Below are 17,803 nucleotides of genomic sequence, written 5' to 3'. Positions count from 1 at the left end.
ACCGCCGTGGCGTTGAGGCCGGGACTGGCAGGCGCATCGGGTGTCGCGAAGCTGGCTGCGTCGATCGGTGGGCGTGTTCGGTTCACCGCGGCGGTGGTGGCGGTCTGCTCGCTGGCGACGCTGTTCCCGGTGCTCCCCGCCACACCACCGCCATGAGGCCACGGTGCGACGTGCGAGGATTCGGGGGTGTTGCGGTGGATGACGGCCGGCGAATCGCACGGGCCCGCGCTGATCGCTGTGCTGGAAGGCATGGTGGCCGGCGTCGAGGTGACCACGAGCGATGTCGGCGAGCAGTTGGCCCGGCGCCGCCTCGGCTTCGGCCGGTCGGCGCGGATGAACTTCGAGACCGACGCCTGCGAGTTCCTCGGCGGGGTGCGCCACGGCCGCACCCAGGGCGGCCCGATCGCGGTGCGCATCGCCAACGCCGAGTGGCCCAAGTGGGAGAAGGTGATGGCCGCCGACCCGGTCGACCCGGCCGAACTGGCGGAGCTCGCCCGCAACGAGCCGCTCACCCGTCCCCGCCCCGGCCACGCCGACCTGCCGGGCATGCAGAAGTACGGCTTCGACGAGGCCCGCCCGGTCCTCGAGCGCGCCAGCGCACGGGAGACCGCGTCCCGCACGGCGCTCGGCACGGTCGCGAAGGCCTACCTGCGCCAGCTGCTCGGCGTCGAGGTGATCAGCCACGTCGTCTCGATCGGCGGCGCGGCCGCCGACCCGGACGGACCCATGCCCGGCCCCGACGATCTGGCCACTGTGGACGAAAGCCCGGTCCGGGCGTACGACCCGGCAGCGAGCGAACGGATGGTCGCCGAGGTCGACGCCGTGCGCAAGGCGGGCGACACCGTCGGCGGCGTGATCGAGGTCCTCGCCTACGGCCTGCCGCCGGGCCTGGGCTCGCACGTGCACTGGGACCGCAGGCTCGACGCACGGCTCGCCGCTGCGGTGATGGGCGTCCAGGCGATGAAGGGCGTCGAGATCGGCGACGGCTTCACCACCGCGACCCGCTGGGGCAGCAAGGCCCACGACGAGATCGACCGCTCGACGGAGCAGGGCAGCGTCACCGGCGTGACCCGCCGCTCCAACCGCGCGGGCGGCCTGGAGGGCGGCATCACCAACGGCGAGCCGCTGCGGGTGCGCGTGGCGATGAAGCCGATCTCCACCGTGCCCCGCGCACTGGCCACAGTGGACGTCACGACCGGCGAGCCCGCGGTCGCGATCAACCAGCGTTCCGACGTGTGCGCGGTCCCACGCGCCGGGGTCGTGCTGGAGTCCGTGGTTGCGCTGGTGCTGGCCGACGCCGCCGCGGAGAAGTTCGGCGGCGACGCCCTGACCGAGGCCCGGCGCAATGCCGAGGGCTACCTCAAGTCCCTTGTGGAGCGCTGGTGACTCCGCGAGCAGTGATCGTCGGCCCGCCGGGCGCGGGCAAGACCTCGGTGGGCACGGCGCTGGCCGAGCACCTGGGCGTCCCCTTCCTCGATACCGACGCCAAGATCGTCGCCGATCAGGGTCGGTCGATCGGCGACATCTTCACCACCGACGGCGAGCCGACCTTCCGGGCCATCGAGGAGCAGGCGGTCGCCGACGCCCTGGTCAACCACGACGGCATCCTGGCCCTGGGCGGGGGAGCGGTCCTCTCGGCGGCGACACGCGAGCGCCTGGCCGAGCACCGGGTGGTCCTGCTGACGGTGGGCCTGGCCGAAGGCTTCCGCCGCACCGGCATGTCCACCGCCCGGCCGCTGCTGGCCGGCGTGAACCCGAGGGCGACCTTCAAGGCCCTCCTGGACGAGCGGATGCCCATCTATCGCGAGGTGGCCGCCGTGGAGGTGGCCACCGACGACCTGGACGTCCAGGGAGTGGTCAAGGAAGTGCTGGCTCACCTGGCGGGCTAGTCCGAGTCTCCGGGCGGATCGTCACCTCAAAATAGGTGGTCATCCCTCCTAGAATCGGTCGCTGTGCAGCGCATTTCCGTGGTGGGCAACTCCGGCTCCGGCAAGACGACGATCGGCCGCGCCTTGGCCGCCCGCCTCGGCGTCCCGTTCGTCGAGCTGGACTCGATCCAGCACCAGCCCGACTGGCAGCCGCTGCCGACGGACGAGTTCCAGGCACGGGTGGCGCAGGTCGTCGCCGCTGACGGCTGGGTCATCGACGGCAACTACAGCGCGGTACGCCCCCAGGTCTGGGCCCGCGCCGACACGGTCATCTGGTTCGACCTGCCCCGCCGCACGGTGATGCGTCAGGTCATCGGCCGCACGGTCCGCCGCGGCCTGTTGCGCCAAGAGCTGTGGAACGGCAACCGCGAACGCCTCGCGAACCTCTTCAAGACCGACCCCAACGAGTCGGTCATCCGCTGGGCGTGGACCCGCCACACCACCTACCGCGACCGCTACGAAGCCGCCGCGGCGGACCCGGCCTGGCGCCACCTCGACTTCATCCGCATCACCTCGCGCGCCCAAGGCCAAGCACTGCTGACCACCAGGTAAGGCTCGCCGCTCCCGGCAGCTGACCAGGGTCAGCGGCGAGCAGACCGGGGTGGAATGCTCCACCGGAGCAACCCGCAAGGCCCGCGAAAGGAAGCACGTGCAGCACGCCCGCATCCCCGTGTCCACCGAGCGCCCCTACGACGTAGTGGTGGGCACCGGCCTGGGCGAGGACCTCGTCGCGGCGGTGACCGGCACGGTCGCCGTCGTGCACCCGCCGACGCTGGCGAGCCGGGCCGGCGAGGTGGGCGGGCGGCTGCGCGCCGCGGGCATCGACGCCCACCAGATCGAGATCCCGGACGCCGAGAGCGGCAAGACCCTCGCCGTCGCCGGTTTCCTCTGGGAGCAGTTCGCGCGGATCAAGCTCGACCGCACCGGCACGGTCGTGGCGCTCGGCGGGGGAGCGGTCACCGACGTCGGCGGGTTCGTCGCGGGCACCTGGATGCGCGGTGTCCGCCTGGTCAACGTGCCCACGACGCTGCTCGGCATGGTCGACGCCGCGGTCGGCGGGAAGACCGGCATCAACACCGACGCGGGCAAGAACCTCGTCGGCGTCTTCCACGAGCCGGCCACCGTGCTGGTCGACCTCGACACGCTGATCACGTTGCCGCGCAACGAACTCGTGGCCGGGATGGCCGAGGTGGTCAAGGCCGGGTTCATCGCCGACCCCCGCATCCTGGAGCTCGTCGAGGCCGATCCCGCGGGGTCCATCGACCCGCACGGGGAGGTGCTCGGCGAGCTCGTCCGGCGCGCGATCGCCGTCAAGGCCGAGGTGGTCGCCGACGACCTGCGGGAATCCGGGCGCCGCGAGTTCCTCAACTACGGCCACACCCTCGGCCACGCCATCGAGCGGCGCGAGGGCTACGCCTGGCGCCACGGCGCGGCGGTCAGCGTCGGCATGGTGTTCGCCGCCGAGTTGGCGCGCCTCGCCGGGCGCCTCGACGACGCCACCGCCGCGCGTCACCGGGAGGTGCTGACCGCCCTCGGGCTGCCGGTCACCTACGCGCCGGACGCCTTCCCACAACTGCTCGAGGCCATGGCCGGGGACAAGAAGACCAGGTCCGGCGTGCTGCGGTTCGTGGTGCTGGACGCCCTCGCCAAGCCCGGCCGCCTCGAAGGCCCCGATCCGGAATTGCTGACCGCCGCCTACCGGGCGGTCGCGGGAGGAACGCAGTGAACGTGCTCGTGCTCAACGGCCCCAACCTCGGCCGGCTCGGCACCCGTGAGCCCGACGTCTACGGTGCCACCACCTACGCCGACCTCGTCGCGCTGTGCGAGCGGACCGGCACCGAGCTGGGCCTGGACGTCGAGGTGCGCCAGACCGACCACGAGGGCGTCATGGTCGAGTGGCTGCACGAGGCCGCCGACCGTGAGGCCCCGGTCGTGCTCAACGCGGGTGCTTGGACCCACTACTCCATCGCCGTGCGCGACGCGTGCGCGCAGCTGACCGCGCCCCTGGTCGAGGTGCACATCTCGAACGTGCACAAGCGCGAGGAGTTCCGCCACCACAGCTACATCTCGGCGGTGGCCGACGGCGTGCTCGTCGGCCTCGGCGTGGACGGCTACGCCCTCGCCCTGCGCTGGCTCGCAAACCGGTAAAGGTCCGGATCGCCACCACCTGATCGGGGACCCTCTCTACACTCGATCGGGTGATGCGAGCGCGACGGTTGTTCGTGGCCGCCGCGGCGGTGACGGTGCTGGCCGGCTGTTCCTCGGAACCGCTGCTGCCGACCGCCCAGGAGACCCCGGTCGCGCACGCGCAGCAGCGTGCCGCCACCGCGGCGCCCGTCGCCCCCGTCGTGCTCGAGACCGCCGGCGGCCGGGCCAGCAGGGGCACCGTGGCGGCCGGTGGTGGCGACTCGCACTACAACTACGCACCCGCCGTGATGCAGGACGGCGGGGCCGTGCGGCTGTGGTGGTGCAGCCAGCTCGGCTCGGCCGGCCCGCCCGGGGACGACATCCTCTACGCGAGCGCCCCAACGCTGGACGGGCCGTTCCGCTCGCCCAGGGCCGTCTTCACCGGCAGCCGGCGCGGCTTCGACGCCGTGCATACCTGCGACCCGTCGGTGCTCCGGATCGACGGCACCTACTACCTCTACTACACCGGTTCCGCGGGCGGGCACGCGCACGGCAACGCCATCGGTCTCGCCGTGAGCACCGACGGCCGGCACTGGCAGCGGCGCGTGAAGCCGATCGCCACCGCGTCCGGTCTTGACCCGAAGGCCAACAAGTACGGCATCGGCCAGCCCGCCGCGCTCAAGCTCGGCGCCTGGTTCTACCTGATGTACACCGACACGACCGAGCCCGGCGCGGGCCCCAACGGCGCCGGGCAGTTCGTGCTCCGGGCGCACGACGCGGCCTTCACCAAGGACGTGCAAACGCTGACGGCGAACGGTTTCCAGGCGCGGGACGCCCACCCGGTCAAGAAGTCCATTGTGGACGCGTTCAGCGCCGACTGGATGTGGGTGGACGCCCTGAACGCGTTCGCGGTCGCGCACGAGACCAAGAGCGGCACCACGATCACGTTCCTGGGCGCGGACCTGACCGCCGCTCCGTACGAGCCGGTCGTGCTGACCGGGCCGTGGCAGGAAGGGCCGGGGCTGGCCCGCACGGCGGACGGGCACGCCGTGATCCCCGTCGACGACCCGTGCGGCCGGGTGCCGCTGGACGTCCTGCGCGCCACCGTGAACCCGGCCGCGCCCACCAACATGGTCCACTTCGGACTGGACGTGACCGGTGCGGACGGCTGCGGCACGGTCGAGCGCGCGCTGAACACTTTGCGCGGCTACGCGTTCCCGTCACCGCAGCGCACGATGGACCTCGTCGTCGGGTCCGGCGTGGTGCGCGTCGACCGGCGCTCGGTGGCCGCGAAGCTCGCCGTGGCCGTGCTCGACCACCCCGTGCCCGCGCTGGCCGGGGTGCCGGTGCTGGCTCGGCTCAAGCCCGGTGCACCCGCCCGCACCGCTCCCGGCCGGGGCGTCGGCCTGCTGCTCGACGACGGCAAGCTCTGGACGGTGCCCGCCGCGGCGGCCGCGCTCAACGCGTCGGCCACGGCGACCGTGACACCCGAGGAGTTCGACGGCTACGCCGGCGGAACCTTGTCCTTCCGGTGACGGTGGCGCGCCTGCTGCTCCGGGCGCGGTTTGCGTGGCCGCGGCGAGGGCTTCGCAACCGGCTCCTCGTCGTCCTCGTCGTCCGCATTCTCGTCTGAGTCGTCGAGTTCGACCGGCTTGCGCGGCGACTTCATCGCCCCGCCGACCGCGAGCCCGATGCCCGCCGGGATCAGGACCAGCAGCGCGGTGAACGCGGCCCCGCCGGTGATGGCCGGCCAGATGTCCTCCTCGCTGGTCTGGTTGAGCAGGATCGCCTTCGCGACCAACCCGATGATCGCGGCGAGCAGACCGCCGAAGATCGCGGCGAGGACCCACGTGCGGCCGCTGTCGAGCTTGCGCCGCAACCCGTCGAGCGCACCCCACAGGGCGGCGACACCGACCAGGACGCCGAGCGCGACACCCCGCGGCAGGCTCAACGCCGTCGGCTCGCCGAGCCGGTAGTAGGCGATGAGCGTGTCGGCGGCGGCGTGCAACACCGCGAGCACGGCGGCGCGGGTCAGCCAGGGTCGCATCCGCCCAGCGTAGTTGCCTAGGCTGGCCGCCATGCCGGTATCCCACGCTCATCGCCGTGCCGCGTTGCGGGCGTTGCTGCGCGAGCGCGACCTGGACGCGTTGCTCGTCGGCGACCTGCTCAACGTCCGCTACCTGACCGGCTTCACCGGCTCCAACGCCGCCCTGCTCGTCCACGCCGACGAAGCCGACGACCTGACGGTCTTCTGCACCGACGGCCGCTACCTCACCCAGTCGGCCGCGCAGGTGCCCGACCTGCCCCGGCTGATCGACCGGCCGAGCGCGCTGCGCCTCGCCGCCGTGGCCGGTGAGCGGTCGAGCCGCTACCGGCGGGTCGGCTTCGAGAGCCAGCACGTCACCGTCGACGGCCTCGACCAGTTGACCGCCGCCGCGGGCGCGGCCGCCTTCGTGCGTGCGCCCGGCCTGGTCGAGCAGTTGCGGCTGGTCAAGGACGACGTCGAGGTCGAGGCGTTGCGCATGGCGTGCGCCGCCGCCGACCGCGCGCTCGCCGGCCTGATCGAGCACGGCGGCCTGCGCCCCGGTCGCACCGAGAAGGAAGTCGCCCGCGAGCTCGAGACCCGGATGCTCGACCACGGCGCCGCGGGCCCGTCGTTCGAGACGATCGTGGCCACCGGCGCCAACTCGGCGGTCCCGCACCACCGGCCGACCGGTGCGGTGTTGCAGGCGGGCGACCTCGTCAAGATCGACTTCGGCGCGCTGGTCGACGGCTACCACTCCGACATGACACGCACGCTGGTGCTGGGCAAGCCCGCGGCCTGGCAGAGCGAGATCTACGAGTTGGTCGCCACGGCGCAAGCGGCCGGCCGGGCCGCGCTCGCGGTCGGCGCGGACGTCAAGGACGTGGACGCCGCATCCCGCGCGGTGATCGAGGAAGCGGGCTACGGCGAGCAGTTCCTGCACGGCCTCGGGCACGGCGTGGGACTGGAGATCCACGAGGCGCCGTCCCTGGCGAAGACCGGTGAAGGTACACTTTCGGCTGGCATGGCGGTCACCGTGGAGCCCGGCGTCTACCTCGCGGGCAAGGGCGGAGTCCGCATCGAGGACACGCTCGTCGTGCGCGACGACGACGCGGAACTCCTCACCCTGACCACCAAGAACCTCGTAGTCGTGTAGCGCGCGCTTGCACGGCCCCTACAGGAGATCAAGCCCGTGGCCACCACCAACGACCTGAAGAACGGCCTCGTCCTCAACCTGGACGGCCAGCTGTGGACCGTGACCGCGTTCCAGCACGTGAAGCCGGGCAAGGGCGGCGCCTTCGTGCGCACCACGCTCAAGCACGTGCTGACCGGCAAGGTCGTCGACAAGACCTTCAACGCGGGCACCAAGGTCGACACCGCGACCGTCGACCGCCGGGCGATGACGTACCTGTACAAGGACGGCGCCGACTTCGTGTTCATGGACGGCGAGACCTACGACCAGATCACCATCCCCGGTGCGGTCGTGGGTGACGCGGCCAAGTTCATGCTGGAGAACCAGGAAGTCGTGGTCGCCCAGCACGACAACGAGGCGCTGTTCATCGAGCTCCCGACCTCGGTCGAGCTGGTCATCGAGCACACCGACCCGGGCCTGCAGGGCGACCGGTCGACCGGCGGCACCAAGCCGGCGAAGCTCGAGACCGGCGCCGAGATCCAGGTGCCGCTCTTCGTGACGACCGGCGAGAAGGTCAAGGTCGACACCCGCGACGGGCGCTATCTCGGTCGTATCAACAACTGATGGGCGCCCGGTCCAAGTCACGCAAGCGCGCCGTGGACGTCCTCTACGAGGCGGACGTCCGCGGCGTCGACGCGGTGTCCCTGTTCTCCGACCGCGTCGGGGACCCCGAGGTGCCGGTGCTCAACGACTACACCATCAAGCTGGTCGAGGGTGTGACCGAGCACCGCGAGCGCATCGACGAACTGCTGACCGAGCACGCCGAGGGCTGGACCCTGGCACGCATGCCCAAGGTCGACCTGGCCGTCCTGCGGCTGGGGCTGTACGAGCTGCTGTGGGCTGACGACGTGCCGGACCCGGTGGCTGTGGACGAGGCCGTGCAGCTGGCCAAGTCGTTGTCGACCGACGACTCGCCCCGGTTCGTGAACGGGGTGCTGGGCCGGATCGCCGGGATCGCCGACCGCCTGCGCGCCACTCTCTGAGAACAAGCCCGCGCCAAGTTGCACCACCCACGTGGCTCACGCGTGCCCGGAATGCGGAACTCGCCTGCTTGAGCGCAGGAAACACCCGACCTGACTGCGGACACGCGGGGCGTGAGCGGGGGACACGCCCTGCCTGAGTGGGGGACACGCGCGGCGTGAGTGGGGGACACGCGCGGCGTGAGTGGGAGACACGCCCGCGGTGGGGCGGGCTACGGACGCCCCACCGCGCGGTATCCCCGGCCGCGCGGTAGGGCGTGCTGCGTACGAACCTAGTCCTCCTTGGACGGCCGCGCCTCCGGCGGCAGCACGCCCCAGTCGATCAGTTGCTCGGTCAGCTCTCCCGGCGTCATGTCGTAGATGATCGCCAGGGACCGCAGGTCCTCGGTTCGGATGGACAGCACCTTGCCGTTGTAGTCGCCACGCTGGCTCTGGATGGTTGCCGCGTAGCGCGCCAGGGGGCCGACCTTTTCGGCGGGTAGTTGTTGCAGTCGCTCCAGGTTGATCACGATCTTGGTGGCGGGCTCGGCGCCCGACGGGACCCGACCCTCGGGGAGCAGTTCGACAACGGGCACACCGTAGAAGTCCGCGAGTTCTGCCAGCTTCTGCACCGTGACCGCACGGTCGCCACGCTCGTACGAGCCGACGACCACGGCCTTCCAGCGGCCCCCAGACTTCTGTTCAACGCCATGCAGCGACAGGCCCTGCTGCTGGCGAATCGCGCGGAGCTTGGCCCCTAGCGCCTTGGCGTAGTCGCCCATCTGGCGGTTCTCCGTTCGTTCAACCCGACGGCTCAATGGCGGTGCCGCGGGTGGCTTGAGATCGATACGCAGAGTAATGGTTACCCACTGTTGCCATCAGGTCAAGCCGATAGCACCGGCGTGGTGTGACGAATCGGTCTACACCACCCGGACGGTGGATGCGCGCGAGGCTGATAACGTGCGTGCCAGGCCCGCTGAACAGCGGGTATCCGACATCCTTTAATGACCCGTCCGGCGAGGCGGGGAAGGAGGTCCACCGTGGCGCCGCGCACCCGTGGCGCGACGGATCCCGGCGGGCAGCGCCAATTGCTGTCCGCGGGTGATGTCGCGCGCACCGTCGCCCGAATGGCCCATCAGATCATCGAGAAGACCACGCTCGGCTCAGCATCGGCCCCCAGGGTCGTCCTCTTGGGTGTTCCTTCCCGGGGAGCGCCGCTGGCCCAGCGGCTGGCCACCCGGATGGCCGAGTTCTCCGGCATCGAAGTCCCCACCGGCGCCGTCGACGTGACGCTCTACCGCGACGATCTGCGCCGCAAGCCCACGATGCCGCTGCACGAGACGGTCGTGCCCGACGACGGCATCGACGACGCGCTCGTGGTGCTCGTCGACGATGTCCTCTACTCCGGCCGCACCGTGCGGGCCGCCCTCGACGCCCTGCGCGACCTCGGTCGCCCGCGTGCGGTGCAGCTCGCGGTGCTCGTCGACCGCGGCCACCGGGAACTGCCGATCCGCGCCGACTACGTGGGCAAGAACGTGCCGACCGCCACCGACGAGGGCGTCGACGTGCTGCTGTCCGAACTGGACGGCGAGGACGGCGTGCTGCTGGTCCGACGGGGGGAGGCCCGGTGAAACACCTGCTGACCGCCGCCGCCCTCGACGCCGCCGCGGCCACCGCGGTGCTCGACACCGCCGACGGCCTCAAGCACGCGCTGCTCGGCCGCGAGGTGCACAAGCTGCCGACGTTGCGCGGCCGCACCGTCATCACCATGTTCTACGAGAACTCCACCCGCACGCGCGTCTCGTTCGAGATCGCGGGCAAGTGGATGAGCGCGGACGTGGTGAACGTCTCCGCGGGCGGGTCGTCGGTGGGCAAGGGGGAGTCCTTGCGGGACACCGCGCTCACCCTGTCCGCCGCGGGTGCCGACTGCGTGATCATCCGGCACCCGGCCTCGGGCGCCGCGCACCGGCTGGCCGGCTGGCTGCGCGACACCGGCACCCACGTGGTCAACGCGGGCGACGGCATGCACGAGCACCCGACCCAGGCCCTGCTGGACGCGGCGACCCTGCGCGAACGCCTGGGCGGGATCGACGGGCGCCGGATCGCGATCGTCGGCGACGTGCGGCACAGCCGGGTCGCGCGGTCCAACGTGCACCTGCTCACCGCGCTCGGCGCCGAGCTCGTCGTGGTCGCGCCGCCGACCCTGCTGCCCACCGGGCTGGCGGAGTGGGGCGTGCCCGGCCTGCGGGTCACCCACGACCTCGACGCCGAACTGCCCACTGTGGACGCCGTGATGATGCTGCGGGTCCAGGCCGAGCGCATGCACGGTGGTTTCTTCCCGAGCGCCCGCGAGTACTCGATCGCCTACGGCCTCTCGGAACGCCGGATGGACCTGCTGCCCGACCACGCGGTCGTGCTGCACCCCGGCCCGATGCTGCGCGGCATGGAGATCGCGTCCGCGGTGGCCGACTCGCCGCGCTCGGCGATCACCGCACAAGTGCGCAACGGTGTGCACGTGCGGATGGCCGTGCTCTACCACCTGCTCGCCGCGGAGGAGGACCGCTCATGACAGGGACGTCACAGCTCGTACTGCGTGGGGTCCGTCCCTACGGCGAAGGCGACCCGGTCGACGTGCTGGTGCGCGACGGCGTGATCGCCGAACTCGGCACCGTGGACACCGGCGCCGACACGACGATCGACGGGAACGGCGCGGTCCTGCTGCCCGGTTTCGTCGACCTGCACACGCACCTGCGCGAGCCCGGCCGCGAGGACACCGAGACCATCGAGTCCGGCTCCCGCGCGGCCGCGCTGGGCGGCTACACGGCCGTCTTCGCCATGGCCAACACCACGCCGGTCGCGGACAACGCGCTGGTGACCGACCACGTGTGGCGCCGTGGCCAGGAGGCCGGGCTGGTCGACGTGCACCCGGTCGGTGCGGTCACCGTCGGGCTCGACGGCGAGAAGCTGGCCGAGCTCGGCGGCATGGCCGCGTCGGCGGCGGGGGTGCGGGTGTTCTCCGACGACGGGCACTGCGTCGCCGACCCGCTGATCATGCGCCGGGCGCTGGAGTACGCGACCGCCTTGGACGTCGTGATCGCCCAGCACGCCGAGGAACCGCGGCTCACCGTCGGCGCGCAGGCCCACGAAGGCCCGACCGCGGCGCGGCTCGGGCTGGCCGGGTGGCCGGCGTTCGCCGAGGAGTCGATCGTGGCGCGCGACTGCCTGATGGCGGGGCAGCTCGGCGCGCGGCTGCACGTCTGCCACGTGTCCACCGCGGGCACGGTCGACGTGCTGCGCTGGGCCAAGGCACGGGACACGACGGCTCCGGGCACGCAGGTGAGCGCTGAGGTCACCCCGCACCACCTGCTGCTCGACGACTCCCGCCTGGAGACGTTCGACCCGGTGAACAAGGTCAACCCGCCGCTGCGCACCGCGTCCGACGCCGAGGCGTTGCGCGCGGCGCTGGCCGAGGGCGTGCTCGACTGCGTGGCCACCGACCACGCGCCGCACGCCGTGCAGGACAAGGACTGCGAGTGGGCGGCGGCCCGCCCGGGCATGTGCGGCCTGCAGACCGCGCTGTCCGTGGTGGTTCAGACCATGGTGCGACCGGGCCTGCTCGACTGGCGTGGCGTCGCGCGGGTGATGAGCGAACGCCCTGCCGAGATCGCGGGCCTGCCCGACCAGGGCCGGCCGATCGCGGTGGGCGAGCCGGCCACGCTGACGCTGGTCGACCCGGACGCCGAGTGGACGGTGCGCGGCGCGGAACTGGCCAGCATCGCCCACAACACGCCGTACGAAGGCATGGTGTTGCCCGGCCGGGTGCTGGCCACCCTGTTGCGCGGCAACGTCACCGCACGCGAAGGGAGGGCCGGCCGATGACGGAGTTCCCCTTGCCGCCCGCCGACCTGGACGACCCGGAGGAGCGCGACGAGAGCGACTTCCTGGCCCCGCCGACCGGCGGCACCTACGTCGGGACCACGGCCATCGCGGGCAAGGCGCCCGGCGAGCTGGCCAAGGAAGGGGCGGCGATCGCCTACCTGACCGAGGAGGGCCTGCTGTTCCAGTGCGCGGGTGAGCCCGTGTGGATCCCGACGGAGGCGCTGCTCGACGCCGAGCCCGCCGTCAACGCGCAGGTGGGCGTCCCGTTCGTCGTGCGCTGGCGGTGGGCAGGCGAACGCTACGAAACCGGGTTCCTCCCGGAGGAGGACGAAGCATCCGTCGCCTTCGTCCACGCGATCAAGGAACTGGCGGCCCCAGAAGGAACGAACACCGGGGAAGGGAGCGCGCGATGAGCGAGCAGACACCGGCGGTGCTGGTGCTCGAGGACGGGACGACGCTGCGTGGGCGCTCCTACGGTGCGACCGGCCAGACGTTGGGCGAAGCGGTGTTCTGCACCGGCATGACCGGCTACCAGGAGACGCTGACCGACCCGTCCTACCACCGCCAGATCGTGGTGCAGACCGCGCCGCAGATCGGCAACACCGGCTGGAACGACGAGGACGACGAGTCCGCGCGGATCTGGGTCGCGGGGTACGTGGTGCGCGACCCGGCGCGGGTGCCGTCGAACTGGCGCTCGACCCGGCCACTGGACGAAGCCCTTGCCGCCCAAGGGGTTGTCGGGATCAGCGGGGTGGACACCCGCGCGCTGACCCGGCACCTGCGGGAACGCGGGGCCATGCGGGCCGGGATCTTCTCCGGCGAGGCGATCACCGGCGACCTGGTGGCCAAGGTCAAGGCCAGCCCGGCCATGGTGGGCGCGGACCTCGCCGGCGAGGTCACCACCAAGGAGACGGTTGTGGTGCCCGCGGACGGCGAGGCCCGCTACCGGGTGGCCGCGCTGGACCTCGGCATCAAGTCCAACACTCCGCGGATGATGGCCGCGCGCGGCATCGAGACCCACATCCTGCCGTCGACGGCGAGCATCGACGACGTGCTGGCGATTGAGCCGGACGGGGTGTTCCTGTCCAACGGTCCCGGCGACCCGGCCACCCAGCACCACGCGATCGCGCTCACCGAGGAGGTGCTGCGCCGCCAGTTGCCGCTCTTCGGTATCTGCTTCGGCAACCAGATCCTCGGCCGCGCGCTGGGGCTGGACACCTACAAGCTGCGCTACGGCCACCGCGGCATCAACATCCCGGTGATCGACACCGCGACCGGGCGGGTCGCGATCACCGCGCAGAACCACGGGTTCGCGCTCGCGGGCGAGCCGGGCACCCGGTTCGACACCCCGTTCGGCGACGCCGTGGTCAGCCACTACTGCCCGAACGACGGCTGCGTCGAGGGCGTGCGCGCGGTCGACGTGCCCGCGTTCTCGGTGCAGTACCACCCGGAGGCGGCGGCCGGCCCGCACGACGCGGCCCTGCTCTTCGACGAGTTCACCGGCCTGATGAACAGGAGCAGCTGATGCCCAAGCGCACCGACATAAAGCATGTGCTGGTCATCGGCTCCGGCCCGATCGTGATCGGCCAGGCGTGCGAGTTCGACTACTCCGGCACGCAGGCGTGCCGCGTGCTGCGCGAGGAGGGCCTGCGGGTCAGCCTCGTCAACTCCAACCCGGCGACGATCATGACCGACCCGGAGTTCGCCGACGCCACCTACATCGAGCCGATCACGCCCGATTTCGTGGAGAAGGTCATCGCCCGCGAACGCCCGGACGCGATCCTGGCGACCCTGGGCGGGCAGACCGCGCTCAACACCGCGGTCGCGCTGCACGAGCGCGGCGTGCTCGAAAAGTACGGCGTGGAGCTGATCGGCGCGGACATCGACGCGATCCAGCGTGGTGAGGACCGCCAGCTGTTCAAGGACATCGTCCGCAAGATCGGCGGCGACGTGCCGCGCAGCCGGGTCTGCCACACCCTCGACGAGGTCAACGACACCGTCCGGGAGCTGGGCCTGCCGGTGGTGATCCGGCCGTCGTTCACCATGGGCGGCTTGGGTTCCGGCCTCGCGCACACCCACGAGGAACTCGAGCGGATGGCCACCGTCGGCCTGTCCGAGTCGCCGGTCACCGAGGTGCTGATCGAGGAGAGCGTGCTCGGCTGGAAGGAGTACGAGCTCGAGCTGATGCGCGACAAGCACGACAACGTCGTGGTCGTGTGCTCGATCGAGAACGTCGACCCGATGGGCGTGCACACCGGCGACTCGGTCACCGTCGCGCCCGCGATGACCCTGACCGACCGCGAGTACCAGAAGATGCGTGACGTCGGCATCGCCGTGCTGCGCGAGGTCGGCGTGGACACCGGCGGCTGCAACATCCAGTTCGGCGTGCACCCGGAGACCGGTCGCCTCGTGGTGATCGAGATGAACCCGCGGGTGTCCCGGTCGAGTGCGCTGGCGTCGAAGGCCACCGGCTTCCCGATCGCCAAGATCGCCGCGAAGCTCGCCATCGGCTACACCCTCGACGAGATCCGCAACGACATCACCGGCGAGACCCCAGCGTGCTTCGAGCCTTCGCTGGACTACGTCGTGGTGAAGGTGCCGCGGTTCGCCTTCGAGAAGTTCCCCGGCGCCGACCCGACGCTGACCACCACCATGAAGTCGGTGGGCGAGGCGATGGCGCTGGGCCGCAACTTCGTCGAGGCGCTGGGCAAGGCGCTGCGGTCGATGGAGACGAAGCAGTCGGGCTTCTGGACCGTGCCCGACCCCGACACGATGACGCTGGACGCCTGCCTGTCGGCGTTGCGCACCGGGCACGACGGACGCCTCTACACCGTGGAGCGCGCGTTGCGGCTGGGTGCGAGCGTGGCCGACGTGCACGAGGCGTCGGGCATCGACCCGTGGTTCGTCGACCAGATCCTGTCGCTGGTCGAGTTGCGCAAGGAGCTCATCGACGCGCCGGTGCTCACCGCGGACCTGCTGCGCACGGCCAAGCGCTCGGGCATCTCCGACCGCCAGGTCGCCGCGCTGCGCCCGGAGCTGGCGGGGGAGAACGGCGTGCGCATCCTGCGCCACCGCCTCGGCGTGCGGCCGGTCTACAAGACCGTCGACACGTGCGCGGCGGAGTTCGCCGCCACCACGCCGTACCACTATTCCGCCTACGAGTACGACCCGGACGCCGAGAGCGAGGTCGCGCCCCAGCGGGAGCGGCCGAAGGTGCTGATCCTCGGCTCCGGGCCGAACCGGATCGGGCAAGGCATCGAGTTCGACTACTCGTGCGTGCACGCGGCGATGGCGTTGCGGGCGGCCGGGTTCGAGACCGTGATGATCAACTGCAACCCGGAGACGGTGTCCACCGACTACGACACCTCCGACCGGCTGTACTTCGAGCCGCTCACGTTCGAGGACGTGCTCGAGGTCGTGCACTCCGAGCAGGAGTCCGGCACCGTCGCCGGGGTGATCGTGCAGCTGGGCGGGCAGACGCCACTGGGCCTCGCGCAGCGGCTCACGGACGCGGGCGTGCCGATCGTCGGCACCCCGGCCGAGGCCATCCACCTGGCCGAGGAGCGCGGCGCGTTCGGCGAGGTGCTGATGTCGGCCGGGCTGCCGGCGCCGAAGTACGGCACGGCGACCTCGTTCGAGGCGGCCCGGCGCATCGCCGACGAGATCGGCTACCCGGTGCTCGTGCGTCCGTCCTATGTGCTCGGTGGGCGCGGCATGGAGATCGTCTACGACGAGGCTTCCCTTGCCGGGTACATCAAGCGGGCCACCGAGGTCTCCCCGGAGCACCCGGTGCTCGTCGACCGGTTCCTCGACGACGCCATCGAGATCGACGTCGACGCCCTGTGCGACGGCGACGAGGTGTTCATCGGCGGGGTGATGGAGCACATCGAGGAGGCCGGCATCCACTCCGGCGACTCGTCGTGCGCGCTGCCGCCGATCACGCTGGGCCGCACTGATCTCGACGCGGTGCGCCGCTCCACCGAGGCGATCGCCCACGGCGTCGGCGTGCGCGGGCTGCTCAACGTGCAGTACGCGCTCAAGGACGACGTGCTCTACGTGCTCGAGGCCAACCCGCGTGCGTCGCGGACCGTGCCGTTCGTGTCCAAGGCGACCGGCACGCCGCTGGCCAAGGCCGCTGCGCGGATCATGCTGGGCGCGACCATCGCGGAACTTCGGGTCGAGGGCATCCTGCCCGCGCACGGCGATGGCGAGAACATGCCGATGGACTCACCGGTCGCGGTGAAGGAGGCCGTGATGCCGTTCCACCGGTTCCGCACCCCGGAGGGCCACGGCGTGGATTCCTTGCTGGGCCCGGAGATGAAGTCCACCGGCGAGGTGATGGGCATCGACGCGTCGTTCGGCAAGGCGTTCGCCAAGTCGCAGACGGCGTCGTACGGCTCGCTGCCCACCTCCGGCCGGGTGTTCGTGTCCGTGGCCAACCGCGACAAGCGGGCCGTGGTGTTCCCGGTCAAACGCCTGGCGGACCTCGGATTCCAGATCCTGGCCACCTCCGGTACCGCGGAAGTGTTGCGGCGCAACGGGATCGACTGCACCGTGGTGCGCAAGCACTTCGAGGGCCAGCAGAACATCGTCGACCTGATCAAGGACGGCGAGGTGGAGATGGTGATCAACACCCCGTACGGCAACCCGGGCCCGCGCGTGGACGGCTACGAGATCCGCACCGCCGCGGTGTCCAAGGACATCCCGTGCATCACCACGATCCAGGGCGCGGCGGCGGCCGTGCACGGCATCGAGGCGCTGATCCGCCAGGACATCGGCGTACAACCGTTGCAGGAGCTGCAGGCGGCCTTGCGGAGCATGCGGTGATGGCGCCGTTCGGGGCCCGGCTGACCACCGCGGTCTCGGTGCGCGGGCCGCTGTGCGCGGGCATCGACCCGCACCCGGGCCTGTTGGAAGCGTGGGGCCTGCCGGTCGACGCGTCCGGACTGGAGCGGTTCGCGCTCACGTGCGTGGAGGCGATGGCCGGCGAGATCGCCGTGCTGAAGCCGCAGTCGGCGTTCTTCGAGGCCTTCGGGTCGCGCGGGATCGCCGTGCTGGAACGGGTGGTCGCCGAGTCGCGGGACGCGGGCGCCCTGGTGCTGCTGGACGTGAAGCGCGGCGACATCGGCTCCACGATGGCCGCCTACGCGCAGGCGTACCTGGCCGACGGCTCGCCGCTGGCCGCGGACGCGGTGACGTTGTCGCCCTACCTCGGGTTCGGTTCGCTGGCGCCCGCCCTGGACCTGGCCGACCGGACCGGGCGCGGGGTGTTCGTGCTGGCGATGACGTCGAACCCGGAGGGCGCGCAGGTGCAACGCGCGCTGTCGGACGACCGCACGATCGCCCAGGCGATGGTCGACGAGGCGGCCGCCCGCAACGCCGGTGCGTCGCCGCTGGGCAGCACCGGCTTGGTCATCGGAGCGACGGTGGGGGATTCGGGGCTGGACCTGGCGAAGCTCAACGGCCCGATCCTCGCGCCCGGCCTGGGCGCGCAGGGCGCGGGATTGGCCGAGCTGCGCACTGTCTTCGGCGGCGCGTTGCGGCACGTGCTGCCGGCGTCGTCGCGTGACATCCTCCGGCACGGCCCGGACGTGAAGGCGCTGCGTGCGGCGGCCCTGCGGGTGCGGGACACCTTGCCCGTGCACTGACCACGCGGGGTGCCGAGGTGGCGCTGTTGGTACCGAAGGGGTGACGT

At 71.6% G+C, this 17,803-nt stretch carries 18 protein-coding genes; 16 read left to right on the top strand and 2 right to left on the bottom strand.

The genetic code is table 11. From position 1 onward, the window contains the following. Positions 1–186: 186 nt before the first annotated feature. The 6 genes from aroC to EV186_RS14900 all read left to right on the top strand — a co-directional run bounded on the left by aroC (position 187) and on the right by EV186_RS14900 (position 5,590). Positions 187–1,386 carry a chorismate synthase gene (aroC, locus tag EV186_RS14925; protein WP_133849805.1) on the top strand — a complete coding sequence of 400 codons (1,200 nt, stop codon included), beginning with the start codon at positions 187–189 and terminating at the stop codon, positions 1,384–1,386. Next, positions 1,383–1,889 carry a shikimate kinase gene (locus tag EV186_RS14920; protein WP_133849804.1) on the top strand — a complete coding sequence of 169 codons (507 nt, stop codon included), beginning with the start codon at positions 1,383–1,385 and terminating at the stop codon, positions 1,887–1,889. The genes aroC and EV186_RS14920 overlap by 4 nt, the downstream gene beginning before the upstream one ends. Before the next feature lie 63 nt (positions 1,890–1,952). Then, positions 1,953–2,480: a shikimate kinase gene (locus EV186_RS14915; RefSeq protein WP_208115604.1), complete on the top strand. Its 528-nt coding sequence runs from the start codon at positions 1,953–1,955 to the stop codon at positions 2,478–2,480. A gap of 97 nt (positions 2,481–2,577) precedes the next feature. Further along, entirely contained in the window at positions 2,578–3,654 is a 1,077-nt protein-coding gene (aroB, locus tag EV186_RS14910) for a 3-dehydroquinate synthase (RefSeq protein ID WP_133849803.1), read from the top strand. Continuing rightward, the gene (gene aroQ / locus EV186_RS14905) at positions 3,651–4,076 is read left to right on the top strand and encodes a type II 3-dehydroquinate dehydratase (RefSeq protein ID WP_133849802.1); all 426 of its coding nucleotides are present in this window, start codon (positions 3,651–3,653) and stop codon (positions 4,074–4,076) included. The genes aroB and aroQ overlap by 4 nt, the downstream gene beginning before the upstream one ends. 53 nt (positions 4,077–4,129) lie before the next feature. Further along, the gene (locus EV186_RS14900) at positions 4,130–5,590 is read left to right on the top strand and encodes a glycoside hydrolase family protein (RefSeq protein WP_133850267.1); all 1,461 of its coding nucleotides are present in this window, start codon (positions 4,130–4,132) and stop codon (positions 5,588–5,590) included. Here the strand turns inward: EV186_RS14900 and EV186_RS14895 are convergent. Further along, entirely contained in the window at positions 5,560–6,102 is a 543-nt protein-coding gene (locus EV186_RS14895; protein WP_133849801.1) for a B-4DMT family transporter, read from the bottom strand. The genes EV186_RS14900 and EV186_RS14895 overlap by 31 nt on opposite strands. Positions 6,103–6,133: 31 nt before the next feature. Here EV186_RS14895 and EV186_RS14890 point away from each other — a divergent pair, with 31 nt between their 5' ends. Genes EV186_RS14890 through nusB form a run of 3 tightly spaced genes read left to right on the top strand, consistent with a single transcriptional unit; the run spans position 6,134 to position 8,253 of the window. Next, a complete protein-coding gene (locus EV186_RS14890) occupies positions 6,134–7,234 on the top strand; it encodes a M24 family metallopeptidase (RefSeq protein ID WP_133849800.1) in 1,101 nt (366 codons plus the stop codon). A gap of 36 nt (positions 7,235–7,270) precedes the next feature. Next, a complete protein-coding gene (efp, locus tag EV186_RS14885) occupies positions 7,271–7,834 on the top strand; it encodes an elongation factor P (protein ID WP_133849799.1) in 564 nt (187 codons plus the stop codon). Continuing rightward, entirely contained in the window at positions 7,834–8,253 is a 420-nt protein-coding gene (gene nusB / locus EV186_RS14880; RefSeq protein ID WP_133849798.1) for a transcription antitermination factor NusB, read from the top strand. Before efp ends, nusB begins: the two co-directional genes overlap by 1 nt. 269 nt (positions 8,254–8,522) lie before the next feature. On the opposite strand, the gene bldD is transcribed toward nusB, so the two are convergent. After that, positions 8,523–9,011 (bottom strand): transcriptional regulator BldD, encoded by a 489-nt coding sequence (gene bldD / locus EV186_RS14875; protein WP_018686187.1) that lies wholly within the window; start codon positions 9,009–9,011, stop codon positions 8,523–8,525. A gap of 258 nt (positions 9,012–9,269) precedes the next feature. On the opposite strand from bldD, the gene pyrR reads away from it, so the two are divergent. Genes pyrR through pyrF form a run of 7 tightly spaced genes read left to right on the top strand, consistent with a single transcriptional unit; the run spans position 9,270 to position 17,756 of the window. After that, positions 9,270–9,860: a bifunctional pyr operon transcriptional regulator/uracil phosphoribosyltransferase PyrR gene (gene pyrR, locus EV186_RS14870; protein WP_133849797.1), complete on the top strand. Its 591-nt coding sequence runs from the start codon at positions 9,270–9,272 to the stop codon at positions 9,858–9,860. Continuing rightward, the gene (locus tag EV186_RS14865; RefSeq protein WP_133849796.1) at positions 9,857–10,798 is read left to right on the top strand and encodes an aspartate carbamoyltransferase catalytic subunit; all 942 of its coding nucleotides are present in this window, start codon (positions 9,857–9,859) and stop codon (positions 10,796–10,798) included. The genes pyrR and EV186_RS14865 overlap by 4 nt, the downstream gene beginning before the upstream one ends. Beyond that, the gene (locus tag EV186_RS14860; protein ID WP_133849795.1) at positions 10,795–12,108 is read left to right on the top strand and encodes a dihydroorotase; all 1,314 of its coding nucleotides are present in this window, start codon (positions 10,795–10,797) and stop codon (positions 12,106–12,108) included. Before EV186_RS14865 ends, EV186_RS14860 begins: the two co-directional genes overlap by 4 nt. Further along, positions 12,105–12,521, top strand: coding sequence for a PH-like domain-containing protein (locus EV186_RS14855; protein WP_133849794.1), 417 nt, complete (start codon positions 12,105–12,107; stop codon positions 12,519–12,521). The genes EV186_RS14860 and EV186_RS14855 overlap by 4 nt, the downstream gene beginning before the upstream one ends. Continuing rightward, entirely contained in the window at positions 12,518–13,633 is a 1,116-nt protein-coding gene (gene carA / locus EV186_RS14850; protein ID WP_133849793.1) for a glutamine-hydrolyzing carbamoyl-phosphate synthase small subunit, read from the top strand. Before EV186_RS14855 ends, carA begins: the two co-directional genes overlap by 4 nt. Then, on the top strand, positions 13,633–16,935 hold the full coding sequence (gene carB / locus EV186_RS14845) for a carbamoyl-phosphate synthase large subunit (protein WP_133849792.1): 3,303 nt from the start codon (positions 13,633–13,635) through the stop codon (positions 16,933–16,935). The genes carA and carB overlap by 1 nt, the downstream gene beginning before the upstream one ends. Continuing rightward, positions 16,935–17,756, top strand: a complete 822-nt coding sequence (gene pyrF, locus EV186_RS14840) for an orotidine-5'-phosphate decarboxylase (RefSeq protein WP_133849791.1) — start codon at positions 16,935–16,937, stop codon at positions 17,754–17,756. The genes carB and pyrF overlap by 1 nt, the downstream gene beginning before the upstream one ends. The last annotated feature ends 47 nt before the right edge of the window (positions 17,757–17,803 follow it).

The sequence above is a fragment of the Labedaea rhizosphaerae genome (genome assembly GCF_004362825.1).
GTDB classification, from domain to species: Bacteria; Actinomycetota; Actinomycetes; order Mycobacteriales; family Pseudonocardiaceae; genus Labedaea; species Labedaea rhizosphaerae.
The sequence above is the reverse complement of the archived record's forward strand: the minus strand, read 5'-3'. Positions and strand labels throughout refer to the sequence as shown.

What these genes read in the sequence shown, in the direction of transcription:
- EV186_RS14900 (WP_133850267.1), top strand. Translation starts at nt 4,130, where the DNA reads ATGCGAGCGCGACGGTTGTTCGTGGCCGCCGCGGCGGTGACGGTGCTG.
- EV186_RS14895 (WP_133849801.1), bottom strand. Translation starts at nt 6,102, where the DNA reads ATGCGACCCTGGCTGACCCGCGCCGCCGTGCTCGCGGTGTTGCACGCC.
- nusB (WP_133849798.1), top strand. Translation starts at nt 7,834, where the DNA reads ATGGGCGCCCGGTCCAAGTCACGCAAGCGCGCCGTGGACGTCCTCTAC.
- EV186_RS14890 (WP_133849800.1), top strand. Translation starts at nt 6,134, where the DNA reads ATGCCGGTATCCCACGCTCATCGCCGTGCCGCGTTGCGGGCGTTGCTG.
- EV186_RS14860 (WP_133849795.1), top strand. Translation starts at nt 10,795, where the DNA reads ATGACAGGGACGTCACAGCTCGTACTGCGTGGGGTCCGTCCCTACGGC.
- carA (WP_133849793.1), top strand. Translation starts at nt 12,518, where the DNA reads ATGAGCGAGCAGACACCGGCGGTGCTGGTGCTCGAGGACGGGACGACG.
- pyrF (WP_133849791.1), top strand. Translation starts at nt 16,935, where the DNA reads ATGGCGCCGTTCGGGGCCCGGCTGACCACCGCGGTCTCGGTGCGCGGG.
- carB (WP_133849792.1), top strand. Translation starts at nt 13,633, where the DNA reads ATGCCCAAGCGCACCGACATAAAGCATGTGCTGGTCATCGGCTCCGGC.
- bldD (WP_018686187.1), bottom strand. Translation starts at nt 9,011, where the DNA reads ATGGGCGACTACGCCAAGGCGCTAGGGGCCAAGCTCCGCGCGATTCGC.
- EV186_RS14855 (WP_133849794.1), top strand. Translation starts at nt 12,105, where the DNA reads ATGACGGAGTTCCCCTTGCCGCCCGCCGACCTGGACGACCCGGAGGAG.